The organism is Psychrobacillus faecigallinarum (genome assembly GCF_014836595.1).
Taxonomy (GTDB): Bacteria; Bacillota; Bacilli; order Bacillales_A; family Planococcaceae; genus Psychrobacillus; species Psychrobacillus faecigallinarum.
Genome location: NZ_JACSQO010000002.1, coordinates 394,560 through 413,174 on the forward strand (window position 1 = coordinate 394,560; position 18,615 = coordinate 413,174).

Here is an 18,615-nt window from a genome sequence, read left to right on the forward strand (position 1 = left end):
AAATGTAGACGGAGAAAGTACTATTGTTAGCTGATTAGAGAAGGGTTCCATGGCTGAAAGAATCCCCAGATTATAACAATTAGGAAAGCTACTTCTGAGTGCAGCTAATACCTGCCGTTTAACCGCGTTAAGGTTTCTTGAGAGACATGGCAGAAATACACTGCTATGTAACTAGGGTGGTACCGCGAAATAATAGCTTTCGTCCCTTTTAGGGATGAGGGCTTTTTTTATTTTATTTTTTTAGGAGGAATGAAAGATGAAACAGTTAACAGGTGCACAAATTAGACAAATGTATTTAGATTTCTTTATCGAAAAAGGCCATACACAAGAGCCTTCAGCGCCACTTGTACCCATTAATGATCCATCATTATTATGGATAAATAGTGGTGTTGCAACTCTAAAAAAATATTTTGATGGACGAGTGATTCCTGATAATCCCCGTATCACCAATGCACAAAAATCAATCCGTACGAATGACATTGAAAATGTGGGAAAGACGGCAAGACACCATACCTTCTTTGAAATGTTAGGGAATTTCTCAATTGGAGAATATTTCAAAAAGGAAGCTATCCAATGGGCGTGGGAATTTCTAACTGATGAAAAATGGATGGCTTTTGAACCCGAAAAACTATCAATTACGATCCATCCTGAGGATGAAGAAGCATATGTTATTTGGAGAGATGAGATCGGCATTCCAGAAGAAAGACTTATTCGATTAGAAGGGAATTTCTGGGACATTGGAGAAGGTCCAAGTGGTCCAAACTCCGAAATATTCTATGACCGAGGTGAGTCCTATGGCAATGATATAAATGATCCTGAGCTATATCCAGGAGGAGAAAATGAACGTTATTTAGAAATTTGGAATTTAGTTTTCTCTGAGTTTAACCATAACCCTGATCATACGTACACTCCACTTCCAAAGCAAAACATTGATACAGGCATGGGCTTGGAGCGTATGGCTAGTGTGGTGCAAAATGTTCCAACCAACTTCGACACAGATTTATTTATACCTATCATTCGACAAACAGAACAAATTTCTGGAAAAGAATATAGACTAAATAGTGTAGACGACGTTGCATTCAAAGTAATTGCAGATCACATTCGAACTGTTGCTTTTGCGATTGGAGATGGGGCTTTACCTTCAAATGAGGGAAGAGGTTATGTACTTAGAAGGCTACTACGCAGAGCAGTTCGTTTTGCAAAACAGCTAGGAATCGACCAACCATTTTTATTTGAACTAGTGCCTGTTGTAGGAGAAATTATGCAAGATTTCTATCCAGAGGTTACAGAAAAGAAAGATTTTATTATGCGAGTTATTAAAACGGAGGAAGAAAGATTCCACGAAACGTTACATGATGGACTTAGCATTTTAGAAAAGGTTATCGCAGAACAACGAGCTAAGGGAGAATCATTTATTCCTGGTACTACAACCTTCACGTTGTATGATACTTATGGATTTCCTATTGAATTGACCGAAGAATACGCAGAGGAAGCTAATATGACGGTTGACCATGAAGGGTTTAGAGCGGAAATGGAAGCACAGCGTTCTAGAGCACGTGCTGCTCGTCAAAACGTAGATTCCATGCAAGTTCAGTCAGAGGTATTTAGTAACCTTCAAGATGCTAGCGAATTTATAGGCTATGATACTCTTAGTGTAACAACAAAAGTTTCTTCTATAGTTTTGGGGAAAGATCTTGTAAAATCTGCACATGAAGGCGAAGAGGTAAAAGTTATATTAACGCAAACGCCTTTCTATGCTGAAAGTGGTGGGCAGATCGCAGATCATGGTGTAATCGAAAATGATAACTTCCGAGGCTTTGTAAAAGATGTCCAAAAGGCTCCAAACGGACAGAATCTTCATACTATAGTAATTGAATCAGGAGAAATGATTGTTGAAGCAGAGGTTGTGGCAACAGTGGACCAAAAGCTAAGAGGCCTGACGATTAAAAATCACTCTGCTACACATATTTTGCATCAAGCACTAAAAGATGTGTTAGGAAGCCATGTAAACCAAGCGGGCTCATACGTTGGACCCGACCGACTTAGATTTGACTTTTCTCACTTTGGACAAGTTACAAAGGAAGAACTTGAAACAATTGAGCGTATAGTTAACGAGAAGGTGTGGGATAATATTCCGGTAGTAACTGGCTACCATAATATCGATGAAGCTAAAAGTATGGGCGCAATGGCTCTTTTTGGTGAAAAATACGGGGATATAGTTAGAGTCGTTCAGATGGGAACTTATTCTTTAGAGCTTTGCGGTGGTGTACATGTTAAAAATACATCAGAAATTGGCTACTTCAAAATTCTCTCTGAAAGCGGTATTGGAGCAGGAACGCGACGAATTGAAGCTGTTACTGGAAAAGGCGCATTTGAGGTTGTCAAGGAAGAGGAACAACTTCTTTCGGAAGCAGCATCATTATTGAAAGCTCAGCCAAAGGATATAGTTATGAAGGTTTCCCAACTACTATTAGATTTAAAAAATATACAACGAGAAAATGAATCCTTATCTGCAAAAATTGCAAATAGTGAAGCAGCATCTGTGTTGTCATCAGCACAAACAATTAACAATGTTACCGTGTTATCTGTTAAAGTAGAAGCAAAAGATAACAATCAACTGCGACAAATGATGGATGATCTAAAACAAAAAATGGATAAAGCTGTAATAGTTCTAGGAGCAGTGGATGGGGAAAAAGTGATGATTTCTGCAGGTGTGACAAAAGATTTAGTGGGCGGGAACTACCACGCTGGAAATATCGTCAAACTAGTAGCAGAACAATGTGGCGGTAAAGGTGGGGGGCGTCCAGACTTCGCAATGGCTGGGGCTAAAGACGCAAGCCAACTTGAAACCGCACTTAACTCAGTTTACGAATATATCAAATCAGTTTAAACTTATCCGAAAATAGGGTATACTTAACAAATAACTAAGCAAACTTCATTACCAAATTGAAAGCGAGGTGCTGATCATGAGCTCATTTGATAAAACAATGAAATTTAATTTCCCAGAGGAATCGATGGAACAAGAAGTAAAACATGTGATGCTTCAGGTCCACTCTGCGTTAGAGGAAAAAGGGTATAACTCTATCAATCAAATTGTTGGCTATTTACTTTCTGGTGATCCAGCTTATATTCCTCGCCATCAAGATGCTCGAAATATGATCCGTAAATTAGAACGTGATGAAATTTTAGAGGAGTTAGTCAAGTTCTATATTAAAAAGAATAATGAGGCGTAATTATGAGAATAATGGGTTTAGATGTCGGTTCTCGCACCGTGGGTGTTGCTATAAGTGACGCTCTCGGGTGGACAGCCCAGGGCATAGAAACAATCAAGATTAACGAAGATGTGCAAGAATTTGGGATAGAGCGGATTGATGAATTGGTAAAACAACATCAAGTAAGTGAATTCGTGGTAGGTTTTCCTAAAAACATGAATAACTCGATTGGTCCCCGAGCAGAGGCATCAGAGCAATTTGCCAAGCTGTTAACTGATAAATACAACTTTCCTGTTACATTATGGGATGAACGATTGACAACGATGGCTGCAGAACGTATGTTAATAGATGCGGATGTTAGTCGAAAAAAACGCAAGCAAGTTATTGACAAGATGGCAGCTGTAATGATTTTACAGGGATATCTTGATAGAAAAAACAGATGAGGTGACCACAAATGGACCACGGACAAGAAAATATCACAGTAGTTGATGAAAACGGGAACGAACAGCTTTGTAACGTACTATTTACATTTGAATCAGAGGAATTTGGTAAATCTTATGTACTTTATTATCCAATCGGTGCTGAAGAGGATGAAAACGAAGAAATCGAAATTCATGCTTCTTCCTTTACTCCAAATGAAAACGGAGAAGACGGAGATTTACTTCCTATCGAAGATGATGCTGAGTGGGATATGATTGAAGAAATGTTAAATACGTTTTTAGATGAAACAGAAGAAGACGAAGACTAATTCAAGCTTAAAAAGGATGGACTGAGTATTCTCAAGCCATCCTTTTTCTTTTTGTACAGCATCATGTATAATAAGGGAGAAAAAAGGGGGCAAGCCCGTGGAAAACAAATCTAAAAAAGAGATAATGTTTAATCGAATGAAAAACAAAAAAAAAGAAGTAAAACTTGTTAGAAGAATTGTATTAGTAATCGCCTTATTCATTATACTAGTTGGAGCTATTGGCGGATACATAGGTTATAACTATGTTAAAGGAGCACTTTCACCGATGGATCCAGATTCGACGGAAAAAGTAACGGTGGAAATTCCTATTGGGTCTGGCATTGATAGCATTTCTTCTACACTTGAAAAGAATGGTATTATTAAAGATGCTAGGATATTTAAATACTATGTAAAATTTAATAACCAATCTGATTTTCAGGCTGGCACGTATGATTTATCTAAGGATATGACTTTAGATGAAATTATAGAAAGCCTAAAAACTGGTAAAATATACAGAGAACCACTATTTTCTTTAACAATTCCAGAAGGTTTAACTTTAGAACAAATTGGAGAAGTAATTGAAAAGAAAACAGGGAACTCTTCAAAGGAATTTTTTGAACTAGTTACTAGTGATGAGTTTGTTGAAAGAATGATGGCAAAATATCCTGCATTGCTTACAGAAGAAATTAAAGGCGAAAACGTCCGTTACGCATTAGAAGGTTATTTATATCCATCGACTTATCCTTTTTTCGAAGAAAAACCGACTAATGAAGAGATTGCAGAAATGTTATTAGCACAGACAGATAGAACTATGGCACCTTATTATGAGTTATTACAAGCAGAAGAAAAATCTGTTCACTGGCTTTTGACTTTTGCTTCATTGTTAGAAGAGGAAGCTACTGCTCAAACAGATCGTCAGAAAATTTCTAGTGTGTTTTACAACCGATTAGAGATTGATATGCCATTACAAACAGATCCAACTGTGCTTTATGCTCTAGGCAGTCATAAAGAGCGCGTTTTATATGAGGACTTAGAATATGAAAACCCATATAATACTTACACAAATAAAGGATTACCGCCTGGTCCAATTGCAAATGCCGGGAAGTCCTCCATTGAAGCTGCTTTGGACCCAGAAGATACTGAGTATTTTTATTTCCTAGCTGATAAAGAAGGAAAAAATTATTTCTCCGTCACATATGAGGAACATCTTCAAAAAATTGACGAACATTTAAAATAATAAGCATGCAGGAGAAGGAAGGTTATCGCTTTCCTTCTCCTGCTATGTTATTATTAGATGGGTTTTTTCATTGACCCTGTAATATTAAACAGTTGAATATACTTGTCTATAGGAGTAGAATTTCGAGAAAGTACAAAGACCCTATACACTACATAAGGAACCAACCTGGCATCTAAAAGGAGTAACAAAGCAATGAACATTAGTGAAGACTTTATGAAAAATCTTATTAAACCGAGAGAGTCCATATTAATTGAAATGGAGCAATATGCACTAGAAAACCATGTTCCGATAATGCAACTGTCGGGGATGGAAGCATTACTACAGCTTCTCTCTCTTCAAAAGCCTTCCTCCATTTTAGAACTAGGAACAGCGATTGGTTATTCCTCTATGCGCATGGCTATGAAGCTAGAAGCTACTGAAATTGTTACTGTAGAGCGTGATGAGCATAAGGCAGAACTCGCGAAGGAATATATAAAGCGAGCCAATTTGGATAATCGCATTCAAGTAGTTATTGGTGATGCGTTAGAAATAAATGACGAAGATTTAAATAACCAAAGGTTTGATGCAATATTTATAGATGCTGCAAAAGGACAATATAAAAAATTCTTTGAAAAGTACGCACCTTTGTTAAACGATAGAGGTGTTATTTACTGTGATAACATTTTGTTAAATGGCCTTTCAGAGCTTCCGATGGAGGATGTTCCTAGAAGGAAAAGAACGATGGTGCGCAATCAGCATCAGTTTTTAGAATGGCTATTGCAGCACCCAGATTATGATACAGCATTCTTCCCAGTAGGAGATGGAATGCTAGTCAGTATAAAGAGGTGACATTTATGGATAAAACAGAATTATTAGTGACTCCAAAAAATATTGAGCATATCCGCGAGCTAATTCAGGCAGGAGCAGATGCTTTTTTAGTTGGTGAGCAGTATTTTGGCTTAAGGTTAGCAGGGGAGTTTTCTGTTGAAGAAATAGCTGAGGCGACTAAACTAGTAAGAGAACATAATAAAAAAATCTATGTTGCAATGAATGGTATATTCCATAACGATAAAGTAGATGAGTTAGGTCCATATTTGCAAAAAATGCAAGAAATCGGTGTAGATGCAATAGTATTTGGTGATCCAGCAGTAATCATTGCCAAAAGAGAAGCAGAAGTAACTATACCTCTTCATTGGAATACTGAACAAACAGCAACTAACTTCTTTACCGCAAATTATTGGGGAAAACGTGGAGCAACACGAGCAGTGTTGGCTCGCGAGCTTAGCTTGGAAGAAGTTATTGAAATTAAAGAAAACGCTGAAGTAGAAATTGAGGCACAAGTACATGGAATGACATGTATGTTTCAATCAAAACGTTCATTAATCGGAAACTACTTTCTTTTTCAAGATAAAGCAATGGAAGTGGAAAATCGCTCTCAAAACAATAATATGTTTTTACATGATAAAGAGCGTTCGAATAAATATCCTATTTACGAAGATCAAAATGGAACACACATCTTTAGTCCAAATGATATTTGTATGATTGATGAGCTAGATGAATTTTTGGATGCAGAAGTGGATAGTTTGAAAATTGATGGTATTTTTCACGAGGCGTCTTATGTCACAGAAGTAACTGGCTACTACCGTCAGGCAATTGATGCATATTACGAATCACGAACTGCATACAAGGAACTTAAAAAAGAATTACTCAAAAAAATCGAAGCTATTCAACCGCCGCTTAGACCTTTGGATACCGGTTTCTATTTTAAAGAAACAGTATATTAATTGCTTAGCTCGTAGCTGAATTGTATTTTCAGTTTAGAAAGGAAAGAATACATGTGATAAGCACCAGAATAGATCATATTAGTGAATTAGTCGACGGTAAACGTGTTATTACCAAAAAGCCTGAGTTATTGGCGCCAGCAGGAAGTCTAGAAAAGTTAAAAATTGCTGTTCATTATGGAGCAGATGCAGTTTTTATAGGTGGTCAAGAGTTTGGTTTGCGCTCGAACGCAGGTAACTTTTCTATTCAAGAAATGCGCGAAGGGGTGGAATTTGCCAAACGCTATGGGGCAAAAATCTATGTAACGACTAACATTTTTGCTCATAATGAAAATATGCAAGGACTTGAGACATATTTAAAGTCTATAGAAGATGCGGGAGTTACAGGAATTATTGTAGCCGATCCATTAATCATAGAAACATGTAGAAATGCGGCTCCTAAGCTTGAAATCCATTTAAGCACTCAACAATCGCTTTCAAATTGGAAGGCGGTTCAATATTGGAAGGAAGAGGGCTTACATCGCGTTGTTTTAGCTCGTGAGACTAGCGGTGAAGAGATTAAACTAATGAAAGAAAAAGTGGATATAGAAATTGAGACATTCATCCATGGTGCTATGTGTATTGCTTATAGTGGTAGATGTACACTTTCTAACCATATGACTGCTCGTGATTCTAACAGAGGTGGTTGTTGTCAATCATGTAGATGGGATTATGATTTATATGAGACAGATTCAAATAGTGAGGAAAAAGCGTTGTTTGAGGAAGAAGATATTCCTTTTGCAATGAGTCCGAAAGACTTGAAGCTTGTTGAATCTATTCCTAAGATGATCGAAATGGGTATTGATTCCCTCAAAGTGGAAGGACGCATGAAGTCTATTCACTATATTGCCACGGTTATTAGTGTATACCGTAAAGTAATCGATGCGTATTGTATTGACCCGGCGAACTTTGTAATGAAGCAAGAATGGTTGTACGAGCTTGAAAAATGTGCAAACCGAGAAGCAGATACAGCTTTCTTCGAGGGAGAGCCAGGCGTTGAACAACAAATGTATGGAGTTCACGACAAAAAACTAGGATATGATTTTGTAGGATTAGTGCTTGATTATAACGAGGAAACACAAGTTGTGACGTTACAGCAAAGAAACTATTTTAAGCCTGGAGATGAAGTAGAGTTTTTTGGTCCTGAAATTGATAACGTACGTCTAGTAATCGAAGAGATTAAAAACGAAAAGGGTCAGAAATTGGATGCGGCAAGACATCCTTTGGAAATTGTTCAATTTTATTGCCCTGTAAAATTATATCCAAACAACATGATGAGAAAGGGGTTAAAATAATGGCTAAACGCACTCCGCTTATCATTGGTATCACTGGTGGTTCCGGTTCCGGAAAAACTAGCGTTACCCACGCAATTAGTGAAGTTTTTAAAGACCATTCTGTAGTAGTTATTGAACAAGATTATTATTATAAAGACCAAAGCCATTTGGCATTTGAAGAAAGACTAAATACAAATTACGATCATCCCTTCGCTTTTGACAATGACTTGCTTATTCAGCATGTAAACGATTTGTTAAACGACAAAGCTATTGAAAAACCAATTTATGATTATGCTCAGCATACTCGATCAAGTGAAACAATCTTAATCGAGCCAAAGGATGTTATCATTTTAGAAGGAATTTTAGTGTTAGAGGACGAGCGTTTAAGAAATTTGATGGATATAAAGTTATTCGTAGATACAGATTCCGATTTACGCATTATTCGAAGAATATTACGTGATATTCATGAAAGAGGCCGTACAGTAGAATCTGTAGTAGAGCAATATTTAACGGTAGTTCGTCCGATGCATAATCAATTTATCGAACCAACTAAAAGATATGCAGACGTAATCATCCCTGAAGGTGGTCAAAATGAGGTGGCCATCGATTTAATGGTTACAAAAATAAAAACTATTCTTGAAACTAATGCTATTGTATAATATGATGATGAAAGATTTACAAATATTTCATTAAATTCATATCAAATTAACTTAATGCATATGAATAGGAAATGTATGTTTATAAAGAGGGTATTTAAAGGAGTGTATGGAAGTGTCAACTGAGAAACAATTTCCGATGACCGTTGCAGGTAAGCTTAAACTAGAAGAAGAACTAGAAGTATTGAAAACGGTAAAACGTAAAGAAGTAGTAGAACGTATTAAAATTGCTCGTAGCTTTGGGGATCTATCTGAGAATTCAGAATATGATTCTGCTAAAGAAGACCAAGCATTCGTAGAAGGAAGAATTTCTACCATTGAATCCATGATAAGAAACGCTGTTATCATCGAAGAGGAAGGCAATAATGATATCGTTTCTTTAGGAAAAACGGTTACTTTCGTTGAAATACCAGATGGTGATGAAGAAAGCTATACAATCGTTGGATCTGCAGAAGCCGATCCTTTAGAAGGACTTATCTCAAACGATTCACCAATTGCTAAAGGCCTTTTAGGAAAGAGCACTGGAGATAAAGTGAAAATCATTACTCCGGGTGGAGAAATGGACGTAGAAATCATCTCTATTTCATAATTGGAAGATATTTTATACAAGAGGGGGTAAACAATTTATGTTTGCCCCTTTTTTGCCGTCTTGATAGTATTAAAGTTGATAGACAAAAGTGGGTAATTAAAATGAAACTTAAACCTTTTATTCGCGTCTATTAAATTATAGTTCTCTATCTTTAAAAGGAGGAAGAGTATGCCAGACCAAAACCAAAGAGTTAATTCGCGCTTAAACAATCGAAAGAAAAAAAACAATACAATTTTGAATGTGTTAATCGGAATAGTACTTCTGTTAATTATTGTAGTTATAGTTAATTTAGTGACAAGTGATGATGACAAAAACAACAGTGCAACAGGGAAAGAGGATACTGAATCTGTTTCAGATATCAAAGACTCTGAAGAAGTGCCAGAACAAGATAAAGAATTGACTACGGAAGAAATTGAAGAAGATAGTGAACAAAATGAGCCCACAACGGAAGACAATGATTCAGCTAATGAACCAGATTCTTCTACCAATAGCTCTCTTGTAACGACAGAAGAATCAGGAGATCCCAATGTTGAATCTGTTATGGTAGACTCGTCCTGGGAGCCCATCGGCACGTCACAAGCGGGTGAACATGTTTCAAGCTATGACAAGGATTCGGTAGATTGGAAGGAAAAGGTCGATGCTCTAGCTTACGCTGCAAACTTAGATCCTTCTAGTATGTATGTTAAATTCCTAGGCAATGGAGGTAGCCCTCAAAAGTCTATAGGAACTGTTACATCTAAGGATGGTTCTGAAATTTATCGAATATCGTTAGAATGGGTTGAAGGACAGGGATGGAAGCCAACTAAAAAAGAAAAGCTCAAAGCTGTAAAATAACATTATAAATTGGGAGCGGTACTTGACTAAAGTGCCGCTCTCCTTTACTTTAAAAGAAGTACTTTTTGAAAGGGGTTATTATTATGAAGATTGCAGTAATCGGAGCAATGGAAGAAGAAGTGGAACTATTAAGAAATACGATTGAGAATTCAGAGACTAAAGAAATTGCAAATAGTGAATTTACAACTGGTACATATAAAAATCATGAGATTATATTGTTGAAAAGTGGAATTGGTAAAGTAAATGCAGCGATGTCTACAGCTATTCTCTTGAATGAGTATAAGCCCGACTATGTGATCAATACAGGTTCAGCGGGTGGATATGACCCTCATCTAGAAGTAGGAGCAATAGTCATCTCAGATGAAGTGAGATATCACGACGTAGACGTTACTGCTTTTGGATATGAAATAGGACAAGTACCTCAGCTACCACCTGCATTTAAATCCGATGAGCGTTTAATGAAGCTTGCAGAAGATGCTGTAAATGAAATTGGTGAACACCAAGCAGCTACTGGCTTAATTGCGACAGGTGATACATTTATGCATAACCCAGACAAAGTTGAAATTGTTCGAAACTACTTTCCTAAGATGAAAGCGTGTGAAATGGAAGCGGCAGCTGTTGCACAGGTTTGTCACCAATTTTCAGTGCCTTTTGTGGTAATTCGTGCATTATCTGACATTGCCGGTAAAGAATCATCAATCAGTTTTGATGAGTTTTTACCTGTAGCAGCAAAGCATTCGACAGAAATAGTATTACAAGTAATTGGGAACATTTAAGTTGTCATTATTTTGACAAACTAAGGCATAGAATACATATAATTTGCATTTCCATTATATGCTATGATGAAGGTATCAAAACGCTTTCACATCAGTCTAGGGGGAGATCAAATGGTTTTTATTATGGCTATGTCTGTTTTAGTTACAGCTGTTTTAGCATTTGTAATGATTGCAGAAACAAGTGAAGATTAAGTTCCTCTAAGCTCTTTTGGTGTTTGATGCATCAAGAGAGTTTTTTTCATGAACATAATATTGATATAATTTGACGAGTGCACGCTTTTCTATTCGTGAGACATAGCTTCTGGATATTTTTAATTGTTTGGAAATCTCTTTTTGTGTCATCGGCTCATGACCTAATAGTCCATACCGACGCACGATGATATCAAGCTCTCGTTTTTCTAACTGAGATAAGTGTTTATATAATCGATTTGTATCCTCCTCTTCAACAAGCTGTTCGTCAGAGCTTTTGTCTAGCCCTTGCAGTAAATCAGTTATTTCTAAGGAATGACCATCCTTATCCATTCCGATTGGCTCATGTAAAGAAATATCCTTTTGTACTTTTTTTAATGAACGTAAGTACATTAGAATCTCATTTTCAATACAGCGTGCTGCATAAGTAGCTAATTTTGTTTTTTTGGTAGGTGTATAGCTATTTACGGCTTTCATCAGACCAATTGTTCCTATTGATATATAGTCGTCTAAAAGCTCGTGTTTAGGGTGAAATTTTTTTACTACATGCGCTACAAGACGCATATTACGCTCTATTAGTTCATCTCTTGCTGTAAGGTCTCCATCTAGAAAACGTTGAATCATTACTTGTTCTTCTTCCGGGGAGAGTGGTTGATGGAACGCCTGCCCTTTCAAATACCCTAGCACAAGTGGCAAATCGATGACAATGTTTATAAATGCGGTTAGAAGACCAGAAATCTTTTTCACCTCCATCTAGTTATACATTCAATATATGTGCAAATCCGACAAAATATGAAAAAAACGACTGCATTTGCAGTCGCTTCTAGAAAATATTATTTCTTGAAATTGTATTAAACTTTTCTCAATGTAAAAGTGCTAATCATTAAAAGTGCAAGTATAATAAATAAGAACATAAAGGTAACAGGTGGAACTAAGTCGATTGCAAAATAGGAAAGAGTCAGAATAACTCCGGCTACGGTAATCGGAAGACCTGTAAAAAATCCATTTGACTCTGAAATATTGAAGCGTGCCAATCTAAAAGCTCCACACGCGATGTATATAACAGTTATAATCATTCCTGCAACACTAAAATTTTGTAATACTAATGAGTACATTAAAAGTGCGGGTGCTATTCCAAAAGAAATAATATCGCTCATAGAATCTAATTGTTTGCCTAGCTCGGATTCCAAGTTGAATCTCCTAGCTACCATTCCGTCAAAACGATCTAATAAACCTGCTATAAATATAAATAATACGCTAAAAGAGTAGTATTCATTTACTGTAGCCATAATAGCTGCTCCACCAAACGCTAGATTGCCAATCGTAATCATATTGGCAGCTTGTGTTTTCAGTTTTTTTAATGTTTGAGTCATAGCATTTTGTAAATACATTGCAAATCACTCCTTTACAAATAACATATTTGTTCATTATACTTCGAGTAAACAAAAATTGTAAGTAAATCTTTATAGGGAGACCAAAATGAAAGAAAAATTATACCAATCTATGATTGAATTAACAAATGGTAGATGGTCATCATCTTTAATCAAAGGTTTTGCCCAGTCTAATCTTAGCAAAAAAGTTATACCCGCTTACATTAAATATTTTAATATAGATATAGATGAAATACCATGTCATGTCCATGAATTTTTGACATTACATGATTTTTTTATTCGTTCATTAAAAAAAGATAGTAGAATGATAGATCAAAGTGAGTCTGGAATAATAAGCCCTGTCGACGCAACCATTGAAACTTTTGGTGATATAACGTATGATGGAATTTTTCATGTTAAGGGAAAAGCGTATACGCTTTATGATATGCTCGGCTCCACAAAAATAGGTAAAGAATATGAGAATGGTAAGTTTATGATCTTATATCTTAGTCCTGCTGAATATCATCGCATTCATGCCCCGGTAGACGGTAAGGTTACTCGGCAATATTTGCTAGGAAAGAAATCTTTTCCAGTCAACAAATGGGGCTTAGCATATGGAAAGGAAACAATTAGTGGAAACTATCGTTTGTTGACTGAGCTCCAGATGCCCAATGAAAAGCACTGCTTCCATGTTAAGGTGGGGGCTATGTTTGTGAATTCCATCGAACTAACAAACAAAGGCACCGAATGGAGAAAAGGAGAGGAAGTGGGATATTTTTCCTTTGGCTCGACTGTTGTCTTATTGTTTCAAGAAGGCAGTATCGAGTTCTCCAAAGAAATTGGTCCAGGAAAGTTTGTTCAAATGGGTGAGAAAGTCGCAAATATGCTATAATCGTTAAAGAAAAAGTGTCGAATTGGAGTGTTCGTCTTTGTATTCAAATTTTATACCAAGTGAGTTCGTTAGAAGTGTATTTCATATAACACCTGAAATGTTGAAGGAAAAAGGTGTTAAAGCAATTATTACAGATTTGGATAACACATTAGTAGAATGGGATCGTCCAGATGCAACCCCTAAACTAATTGAATGGTTTTCTGCGATGAAAGAAGCTGGAATTCAAGTAACCATTGTTTCAAATAACAATGAATTACGAGTGAAATCGTTCGCAGACCCATTAGGGATTCCTTTTATATATAAAGCGAGAAAGCCTTTAGGAAAGGCTTTTCGTCATGCGCTGAGTATAATGTCTGTAAAAAAAGAGGAGGTTGTAGTTATCGGAGACCAACTCTTAACAGACGTTTTCGGAGGAAATAGACAAAAGCTCCATACTATTTTAGTAATACCGGTTGCAAAATCAGATGGATTTGTTACCAAGTTTAACCGGATGGTTGAAAGAAGAATTTTTAGTTACTTGGACAAAAAAGGACAAGTTACATGGGAGGAAGAAGCGTGACAGAAGCACCAAAGTGTATCGGTTGTGGAACAGTTATCCAAACCGAAGTTGTAGGAGATCCGGGATACGCTCCTGTTTCATCCCTAGAAAAAGAAGATATTATTTGCCAACGTTGTTTTCGATTAAAGAATTACAATGAATTACAGCCTGTATCATTAACTGACGATGACTTTTTAAGAATATTAAATGGCTTAGGCACGCAAAAAGGTTTGATTGTTAAAGTTGTTGATATATTTGATTTTAACGGAAGCTGGCTACCAGGCTTACATCGTTTTGTCGGGAACAACCCTATACTATTAGTCGCAAATAAAGCAGATTTATTACCTAAATCAGTTAAGAAAAATAAAGTAATCAATTGGATGAAACAAGAAGCTAAGAAATCAGGCCTTTCTCCGATCGACGTTTTGTTTGTTAGTGCTCATAAAGGTACGGGAATGCCTGAAGCTATGGACGCAATTGAACATTATCGTAAAGGTGAAAATGTCTATGTTGTAGGATGTACTAACGTCGGGAAGTCTACTTTTATTAACAGAATTATTAAGCAGGCCACTGGAGAAGATGCAGTAATCACTACGTCACATTTTCCCGGAACAACTTTAGATATGATTGAAATACCTTTGGATGACAAAAAAGCACTTTATGATACGCCGGGGATTATTAATCATCATCAAATGGCTCATTACTTAGATCCGACTGAACTTAAATTCATCACGCCTAAAAAAGAAATAAAGCCTAAAGTTTTTCAGCTTAATAACGAGCAAACTCTTTATTTGGGTGGATTATCCCGTTTCGATTTTATTAAAGGCGATCGTTCAGCATTTACTTGTTATATAGCAAATGATATTCCAATTCATCGTACTAAGCTGGATAACGCTGAAAACTTATGGAAAGAGCATCGAGGAGAGTTATTGTCACCTCCTTCGGAGAAGTTTACAGATTTACTACCTCCATTAGTTCGCCATGAATTCAAGATTAAAGAAGACAAAACAGATATCGTGTTTTCAGGACTTGGATGGATTACTGTGCAAAAAGGTGGAGTAATTGTAGCGGCTCATGCACCTGCAGGAGTAGAAGTGTCCATTCGTCCATCTCTTATATAGGGGGAAATACTATGAAGAAATGGTTTGCAGTTATAGGAAATCCGATTGCTCATTCGTTATCTCCATATATGCATGATTATTGGCTTTCGTCACAAAATATTAATGCTAGCTATATTCCCATACAAGTCGAGGATGGAAAGCTTGAGCAGGCTGTACAATCTTTAAAGCTACTAGGCTGTAGTGGTTGGAATGTTACAGTGCCATATAAGGAGGCAATTATTCCTTTTTTGGACCAAATAGATGAGTCAGCCGTAGGAATCGGTGCAGTTAATACAGTAGTAAAAACAGAGAGTGGACAATTTGTAGGCTATAATACCGATGGCTTAGGATTTATACGTTCTTTGGGCCAGACCGAGAACACAAATCGTATATTAATTCTTGGTGCGGGAGGAGCAGCGAGAGGTATCGTTTATGCCTTTAAGCAGCTTGGCTATCAAAAACTATCTATTGCGAACCGTACGAAAACCAACGCAGAAAAACTCGTACAAGAGCTCCAATTTGGACAAGCTATAACTTTTCAAGAGGCAGAGGAACAATTGCAAACATTTGATATTGTGATTCAAACTACACCTCTTGGCATGAAAAATAACACTAAAACGCTTCCCATAAATTTAAAGGGGATAAAAGAGAATGCAATTGTTGCTGATATTGTATATAATCCTTTAGTTACCCCTTTTTTAGAGGAAGCAGAAAAATATAATGTTCGAACAATTAATGGACTAGGTATGCTTGTACATCAAGGTGCCCTAGCCTTTTCATATTGGAACGGAAGTTATCCGAATACCAATGATATGATTCAACGATTGACAGAGCAATTAGGAGGATAATATGTTAACAGGTAAGCAAAAAAGATTTTTACGTAGTCAAGCGCATCACCTTTCACCAATATTCCAAGTAGGTAAGGGTGGCGTTAATGATGCAATGACAAAGCAAATAAGTGAAGCTTTAGAAGTGCGTGAATTGATCAAGATCAGTATCTTACAAAACTGTGAGGATGAAAAGCAAGAAGTTGCAGAAGCTCTTGCAAAAGGTGCTAGAGCAGAGCTTGTTCAGTTAATTGGTTTAACGGTAGTTCTTTATAAGCCTTCTAAAAACAATAAACGAATTGAGCTTCCTAAAGCGAGTAAGGCATGAAAAAAAAAGTAGGGATATTGGGAGGAACATTTAATCCTCCACATATTGGCCATCTAATCATTGCTAACGAAGTGTTTCATGCACTGGGTTTACATGAAGTGAGACTAATGCCAAATGCAATTCCCCCTCATAAGTCAAAAGATATACGCATTACCTCTGAACAACGCTTAAAAATGCTAGAAATTGCTGTTACTGATATTGCTTATCTGGCTATAGAAAAAATAGAGCTTATTCGAGGTGGAACCTCTTATACATTTGACACTATGAAAATTTTAGCAGAACGGGAAGCAAATACTGATTTCTATTTCATCATTGGTGGGGACCAGGTAGAATATTTACCAAAATGGCATCGTATAGACGAGCTATTAAAAATAGTTCAACTTGTTGGTGTTGCAAGACCAAGCACCTCTATAGAGACTGCATATCCTATTACTACACTAGATATACCCCAAATCGATATATCTTCTTCTGTCATACGAAAACGTTTGGAAAACGGAGAAACGACGAGGTTTCTTCTCCCGGATAACGTAAGAGATTACATTGAAAAGGAGAAGCTTTATGAGATTTGAACATATTCTAGAGCAAATGAAAAATCGTATGCCGGAGCGACGTTATATCCATACAAGAGGTGTTGCAGAAACTGCTATTCAACTAGCGGGTAAATACGGAGCAGATACTGAAAAGGCAGAAATTGCCGGAATTTTACATGACAGTGTGAAATATGCCGAAAAAGAGTGGTTGAAAAGTATAATCATATCTGAAAACATGGATGCAAAATTATTAGAATTTCACCATGAATTATGGCATGCTCCGGTAGGAAGCTACGTAGCGAAAAAAGAATTTAATATCGATGATGAGGACATACTAAATGCCATAAAATTTCATACCACTGGCAGAGCTGGAATGTCTGATTTAGAGAAGATAATTTATATTTCCGATATGATAGAACCTAGTCGTAATTTTCCAGGAGTAGAGGATTTACGAAAAATAGCGAATATAGACCTAGAAGAGGGCATGCTAAGTTGTGTGCAGCATAGTATGGCATTTCTAATAAAAAAAAGACAGCCGGTTTTTCCGGATTCATTTCATTGTTATAATGACTTGATACAAAAGAGAGGAAAAGTGAAAGAATGACTTCAAACAAAACATTAGTCGAGATTGCTTATAAAGCTGCCGATGACAAAAGAGCAGAGGATATTGTTATATTAAATATGCAAGGAGTATCATTACTTGCTGATTATTTTCTTATTTGCCACGCTAACTCTGATCGTCAAGTTCAAGCGATTGCAAAGGAACTTTTTGACCAAGCGAGCAAAGAAGGATACAACGTTAAACGCATGGAAGGCTTTGATGAAGCACGTTGGGTATTAGTGGATATGGGCGATGTAGTAGCTCACGTATTTCACAAGGATGAGCGTTCTTATTACAACCTAGAGCGCCTATGGGGAGATGCTCCTATGATCGAAGTAGGGCAAGATGCTTAATGTCTACTTATGATCAGTTTGCCTTTATCTACGATTCGTTGATGTCAGATATACCATATGACAAGTACGCCGAATGGGTGCAGGGTAAAGCACCAGTTTCGGAAAATAAACGACTAGTTGATATAGGCTGCGGCACAGGAGTACTAAGTGTAAAGTTTGCAAAAGCTGGCTATGAGGTTATCGGCATTGATTTATCTGAATCAATGCTGACTGTAGCCCAAAACAGAAGCCTTGAGGAAAACGTTAACATTTCTTTTTTGTGCCAATCTATGGCTGAGATAGATGGGATAAACGATGCAGATATAGCAGTAATAGCTATAGATTCTATCAACTATCTAGAGACCTTAGAAGAGACAGAACAGACCTTTGCTCGAGTGTATGATTGTTTAAATGATGGAGGTCAATTGTTTTTTGATATCCACTCATTATTTAAAATGGATAATATATTCCCAGAAGGACCTTTTACTTACGAGGATGACCAGGTGGCATATATTTGGCATACAGAGCAAGGCGAGGAAGCTCATTCTATCTATCATGATATAACCTTTTTTGTACGTGGAGAATCTGGCTACTATGAGCGATTTGAGGAATCTCATTATCAGCGCAGCCACCCTTTAGAAATATATTTCGACTTACTCCAAATGAGTGGGTTTTCTAACGTCTCTGTTTCAACCTCTATTTTTGGCGAACAGTCAGAGGATGAAGTAGAGCGGTATTTTATTCATGCAATAAAATAATACTTTTCAAAAAGAGGTAAATTTAGTATATTTTGTATAACTCCAT

Annotated in this window: 24 protein-coding genes and 1 other annotated feature (1 of these 25 cut by a window edge); of the genes, 22 read left to right on the plus strand and 2 right to left on the minus strand. The window is 36.8% G+C overall.

Annotated features, from left to right (window positions below; translation table 11 throughout):
• Nucleotides 1-210: a binding site (T-box leader), on the plus strand; it begins 4 nt to the left of the window's first position.
• Between the two features lie 46 nt (nt 211-256).
• The 13 genes from alaS to H9650_RS20635 all read left to right on the plus strand — a co-directional run bounded on the left by alaS (nt 257) and on the right by H9650_RS20635 (nt 11,296).
• Nucleotides 257-2,890: an alanine--tRNA ligase gene (alaS, locus tag H9650_RS06605; protein ID WP_144535787.1), complete on the plus strand. Its 2,634-nt coding sequence runs from the start codon at nt 257-259 to the stop codon at nt 2,888-2,890.
• A gap of 76 nt (nt 2,891-2,966) precedes the next feature.
• Entirely contained in the window at nt 2,967-3,233 is a 267-nt protein-coding gene (locus tag H9650_RS06610) for an IreB family regulatory phosphoprotein (protein ID WP_053588802.1), read from the plus strand.
• A gap of 2 nt (nt 3,234-3,235) precedes the next feature.
• Nucleotides 3,236-3,655 (plus strand): Holliday junction resolvase RuvX, encoded by a 420-nt coding sequence (ruvX, locus tag H9650_RS06615; protein WP_144535789.1) that lies wholly within the window; start codon nt 3,236-3,238, stop codon nt 3,653-3,655.
• Between the two features lie 11 nt (nt 3,656-3,666).
• The gene (locus H9650_RS06620; RefSeq protein WP_144535791.1) at nt 3,667-3,960 is read left to right on the plus strand and encodes a DUF1292 domain-containing protein; all 294 of its coding nucleotides are present in this window, start codon (nt 3,667-3,669) and stop codon (nt 3,958-3,960) included.
• A gap of 97 nt (nt 3,961-4,057) precedes the next feature.
• Nucleotides 4,058-5,176 carry an endolytic transglycosylase MltG gene (gene mltG, locus H9650_RS06625; RefSeq protein WP_151109368.1) on the plus strand — a complete coding sequence of 373 codons (1,119 nt, stop codon included), beginning with the start codon at nt 4,058-4,060 and terminating at the stop codon, nt 5,174-5,176.
• A 192-nt stretch (nt 5,177-5,368) separates the two neighbouring features.
• A complete protein-coding gene (locus tag H9650_RS06630; protein WP_144535795.1) occupies nt 5,369-6,004 on the plus strand; it encodes an O-methyltransferase in 636 nt (211 codons plus the stop codon).
• A gap of 5 nt (nt 6,005-6,009) precedes the next feature.
• Nucleotides 6,010-6,939 (plus strand): peptidase U32 family protein, encoded by a 930-nt coding sequence (locus H9650_RS06635; protein WP_191696846.1) that lies wholly within the window; start codon nt 6,010-6,012, stop codon nt 6,937-6,939.
• A gap of 56 nt (nt 6,940-6,995) precedes the next feature.
• Nucleotides 6,996-8,270 carry a peptidase U32 family protein gene (locus H9650_RS06640; RefSeq protein ID WP_151113632.1) on the plus strand — a complete coding sequence of 425 codons (1,275 nt, stop codon included), beginning with the start codon at nt 6,996-6,998 and terminating at the stop codon, nt 8,268-8,270.
• Complete coding sequence (udk, locus tag H9650_RS06645) at nt 8,270-8,908, plus strand: uridine kinase (protein ID WP_144535799.1); 639 nt, start codon at nt 8,270-8,272, stop codon at nt 8,906-8,908. Before H9650_RS06640 ends, udk begins: the two co-directional genes overlap by 1 nt.
• Nucleotides 8,909-9,020: 112 nt before the next feature.
• Nucleotides 9,021-9,494: a transcription elongation factor GreA gene (gene greA, locus H9650_RS06650; protein ID WP_144535801.1), complete on the plus strand. Its 474-nt coding sequence runs from the start codon at nt 9,021-9,023 to the stop codon at nt 9,492-9,494.
• Nucleotides 9,495-9,662: 168 nt separating this feature from the next.
• Nucleotides 9,663-10,328: a YrrS family protein gene (locus H9650_RS06655; RefSeq protein WP_151109372.1), complete on the plus strand. Its 666-nt coding sequence runs from the start codon at nt 9,663-9,665 to the stop codon at nt 10,326-10,328.
• Nucleotides 10,329-10,411: 83 nt separating this feature from the next.
• Nucleotides 10,412-11,104, plus strand: a complete 693-nt coding sequence (mtnN, locus tag H9650_RS06660; RefSeq protein ID WP_144535805.1) for a 5'-methylthioadenosine/S-adenosylhomocysteine nucleosidase — start codon at nt 10,412-10,414, stop codon at nt 11,102-11,104.
• Between the two features lie 66 nt (nt 11,105-11,170).
• On the plus strand, nt 11,171-11,296 hold the full coding sequence (locus H9650_RS20635) for a hypothetical protein (RefSeq protein ID WP_255475375.1): 126 nt from the start codon (nt 11,171-11,173) through the stop codon (nt 11,294-11,296).
• 6 nt (nt 11,297-11,302) lie between these two features.
• On the opposite strand, the gene sigK is transcribed toward H9650_RS20635, so the two are convergent.
• Together sigK and pssA are read right to left on the minus strand one after the other, a co-directional pair.
• Nucleotides 11,303-12,031: an RNA polymerase sporulation sigma factor SigK gene (gene sigK / locus H9650_RS06665; RefSeq protein ID WP_144537143.1), complete on the minus strand. Its 729-nt coding sequence runs from the start codon at nt 12,029-12,031 to the stop codon at nt 11,303-11,305.
• A 113-nt stretch (nt 12,032-12,144) separates the two neighbouring features.
• Nucleotides 12,145-12,684: a CDP-diacylglycerol--serine O-phosphatidyltransferase gene (pssA, locus tag H9650_RS06670; protein WP_144535807.1), complete on the minus strand. Its 540-nt coding sequence runs from the start codon at nt 12,682-12,684 to the stop codon at nt 12,145-12,147.
• Nucleotides 12,685-12,772: 88 nt separating this feature from the next.
• Here pssA and H9650_RS06675 point away from each other — a divergent pair, with 88 nt between their 5' ends.
• The 9 genes from H9650_RS06675 to H9650_RS06715 are packed head-to-tail and all read left to right on the plus strand — an operon-like array spanning nt 12,773 to nt 18,569.
• Entirely contained in the window at nt 12,773-13,555 is a 783-nt protein-coding gene (locus H9650_RS06675) for a phosphatidylserine decarboxylase (protein ID WP_151109374.1), read from the plus strand.
• Between the two features lie 37 nt (nt 13,556-13,592).
• Nucleotides 13,593-14,114, plus strand: coding sequence for a YqeG family HAD IIIA-type phosphatase (locus H9650_RS06680; protein ID WP_144535811.1), 522 nt, complete (start codon nt 13,593-13,595; stop codon nt 14,112-14,114).
• Entirely contained in the window at nt 14,111-15,214 is a 1,104-nt protein-coding gene (gene yqeH / locus H9650_RS06685; protein WP_191696847.1) for a ribosome biogenesis GTPase YqeH, read from the plus strand. Before H9650_RS06680 ends, yqeH begins: the two co-directional genes overlap by 4 nt.
• Before the next feature lie 11 nt (nt 15,215-15,225).
• Complete coding sequence (gene aroE / locus H9650_RS06690) at nt 15,226-16,041, plus strand: shikimate dehydrogenase (RefSeq protein ID WP_191696848.1); 816 nt, start codon at nt 15,226-15,228, stop codon at nt 16,039-16,041.
• 1 nt (nt 16,042) lies between these two features.
• A complete protein-coding gene (yhbY, locus tag H9650_RS06695) occupies nt 16,043-16,348 on the plus strand; it encodes a ribosome assembly RNA-binding protein YhbY (RefSeq protein ID WP_144535817.1) in 306 nt (101 codons plus the stop codon).
• A complete protein-coding gene (locus tag H9650_RS06700) occupies nt 16,345-16,917 on the plus strand; it encodes a nicotinate-nucleotide adenylyltransferase (RefSeq protein WP_151109378.1) in 573 nt (190 codons plus the stop codon). Before yhbY ends, H9650_RS06700 begins: the two co-directional genes overlap by 4 nt.
• Nucleotides 16,907-17,482 (plus strand): bis(5'-nucleosyl)-tetraphosphatase (symmetrical) YqeK, encoded by a 576-nt coding sequence (gene yqeK, locus H9650_RS06705; RefSeq protein ID WP_151109380.1) that lies wholly within the window; start codon nt 16,907-16,909, stop codon nt 17,480-17,482. The genes H9650_RS06700 and yqeK overlap by 11 nt, the downstream gene beginning before the upstream one ends.
• On the plus strand, nt 17,479-17,832 hold the full coding sequence (rsfS, locus tag H9650_RS06710) for a ribosome silencing factor (RefSeq protein WP_144535823.1): 354 nt from the start codon (nt 17,479-17,481) through the stop codon (nt 17,830-17,832). The genes yqeK and rsfS overlap by 4 nt, the downstream gene beginning before the upstream one ends.
• Nucleotides 17,832-18,569, plus strand: coding sequence for a class I SAM-dependent DNA methyltransferase (locus H9650_RS06715; RefSeq protein ID WP_191696849.1), 738 nt, complete (start codon nt 17,832-17,834; stop codon nt 18,567-18,569). Before rsfS ends, H9650_RS06715 begins: the two co-directional genes overlap by 1 nt.
• Nucleotides 18,570-18,615 lie beyond the last annotated feature (46 nt).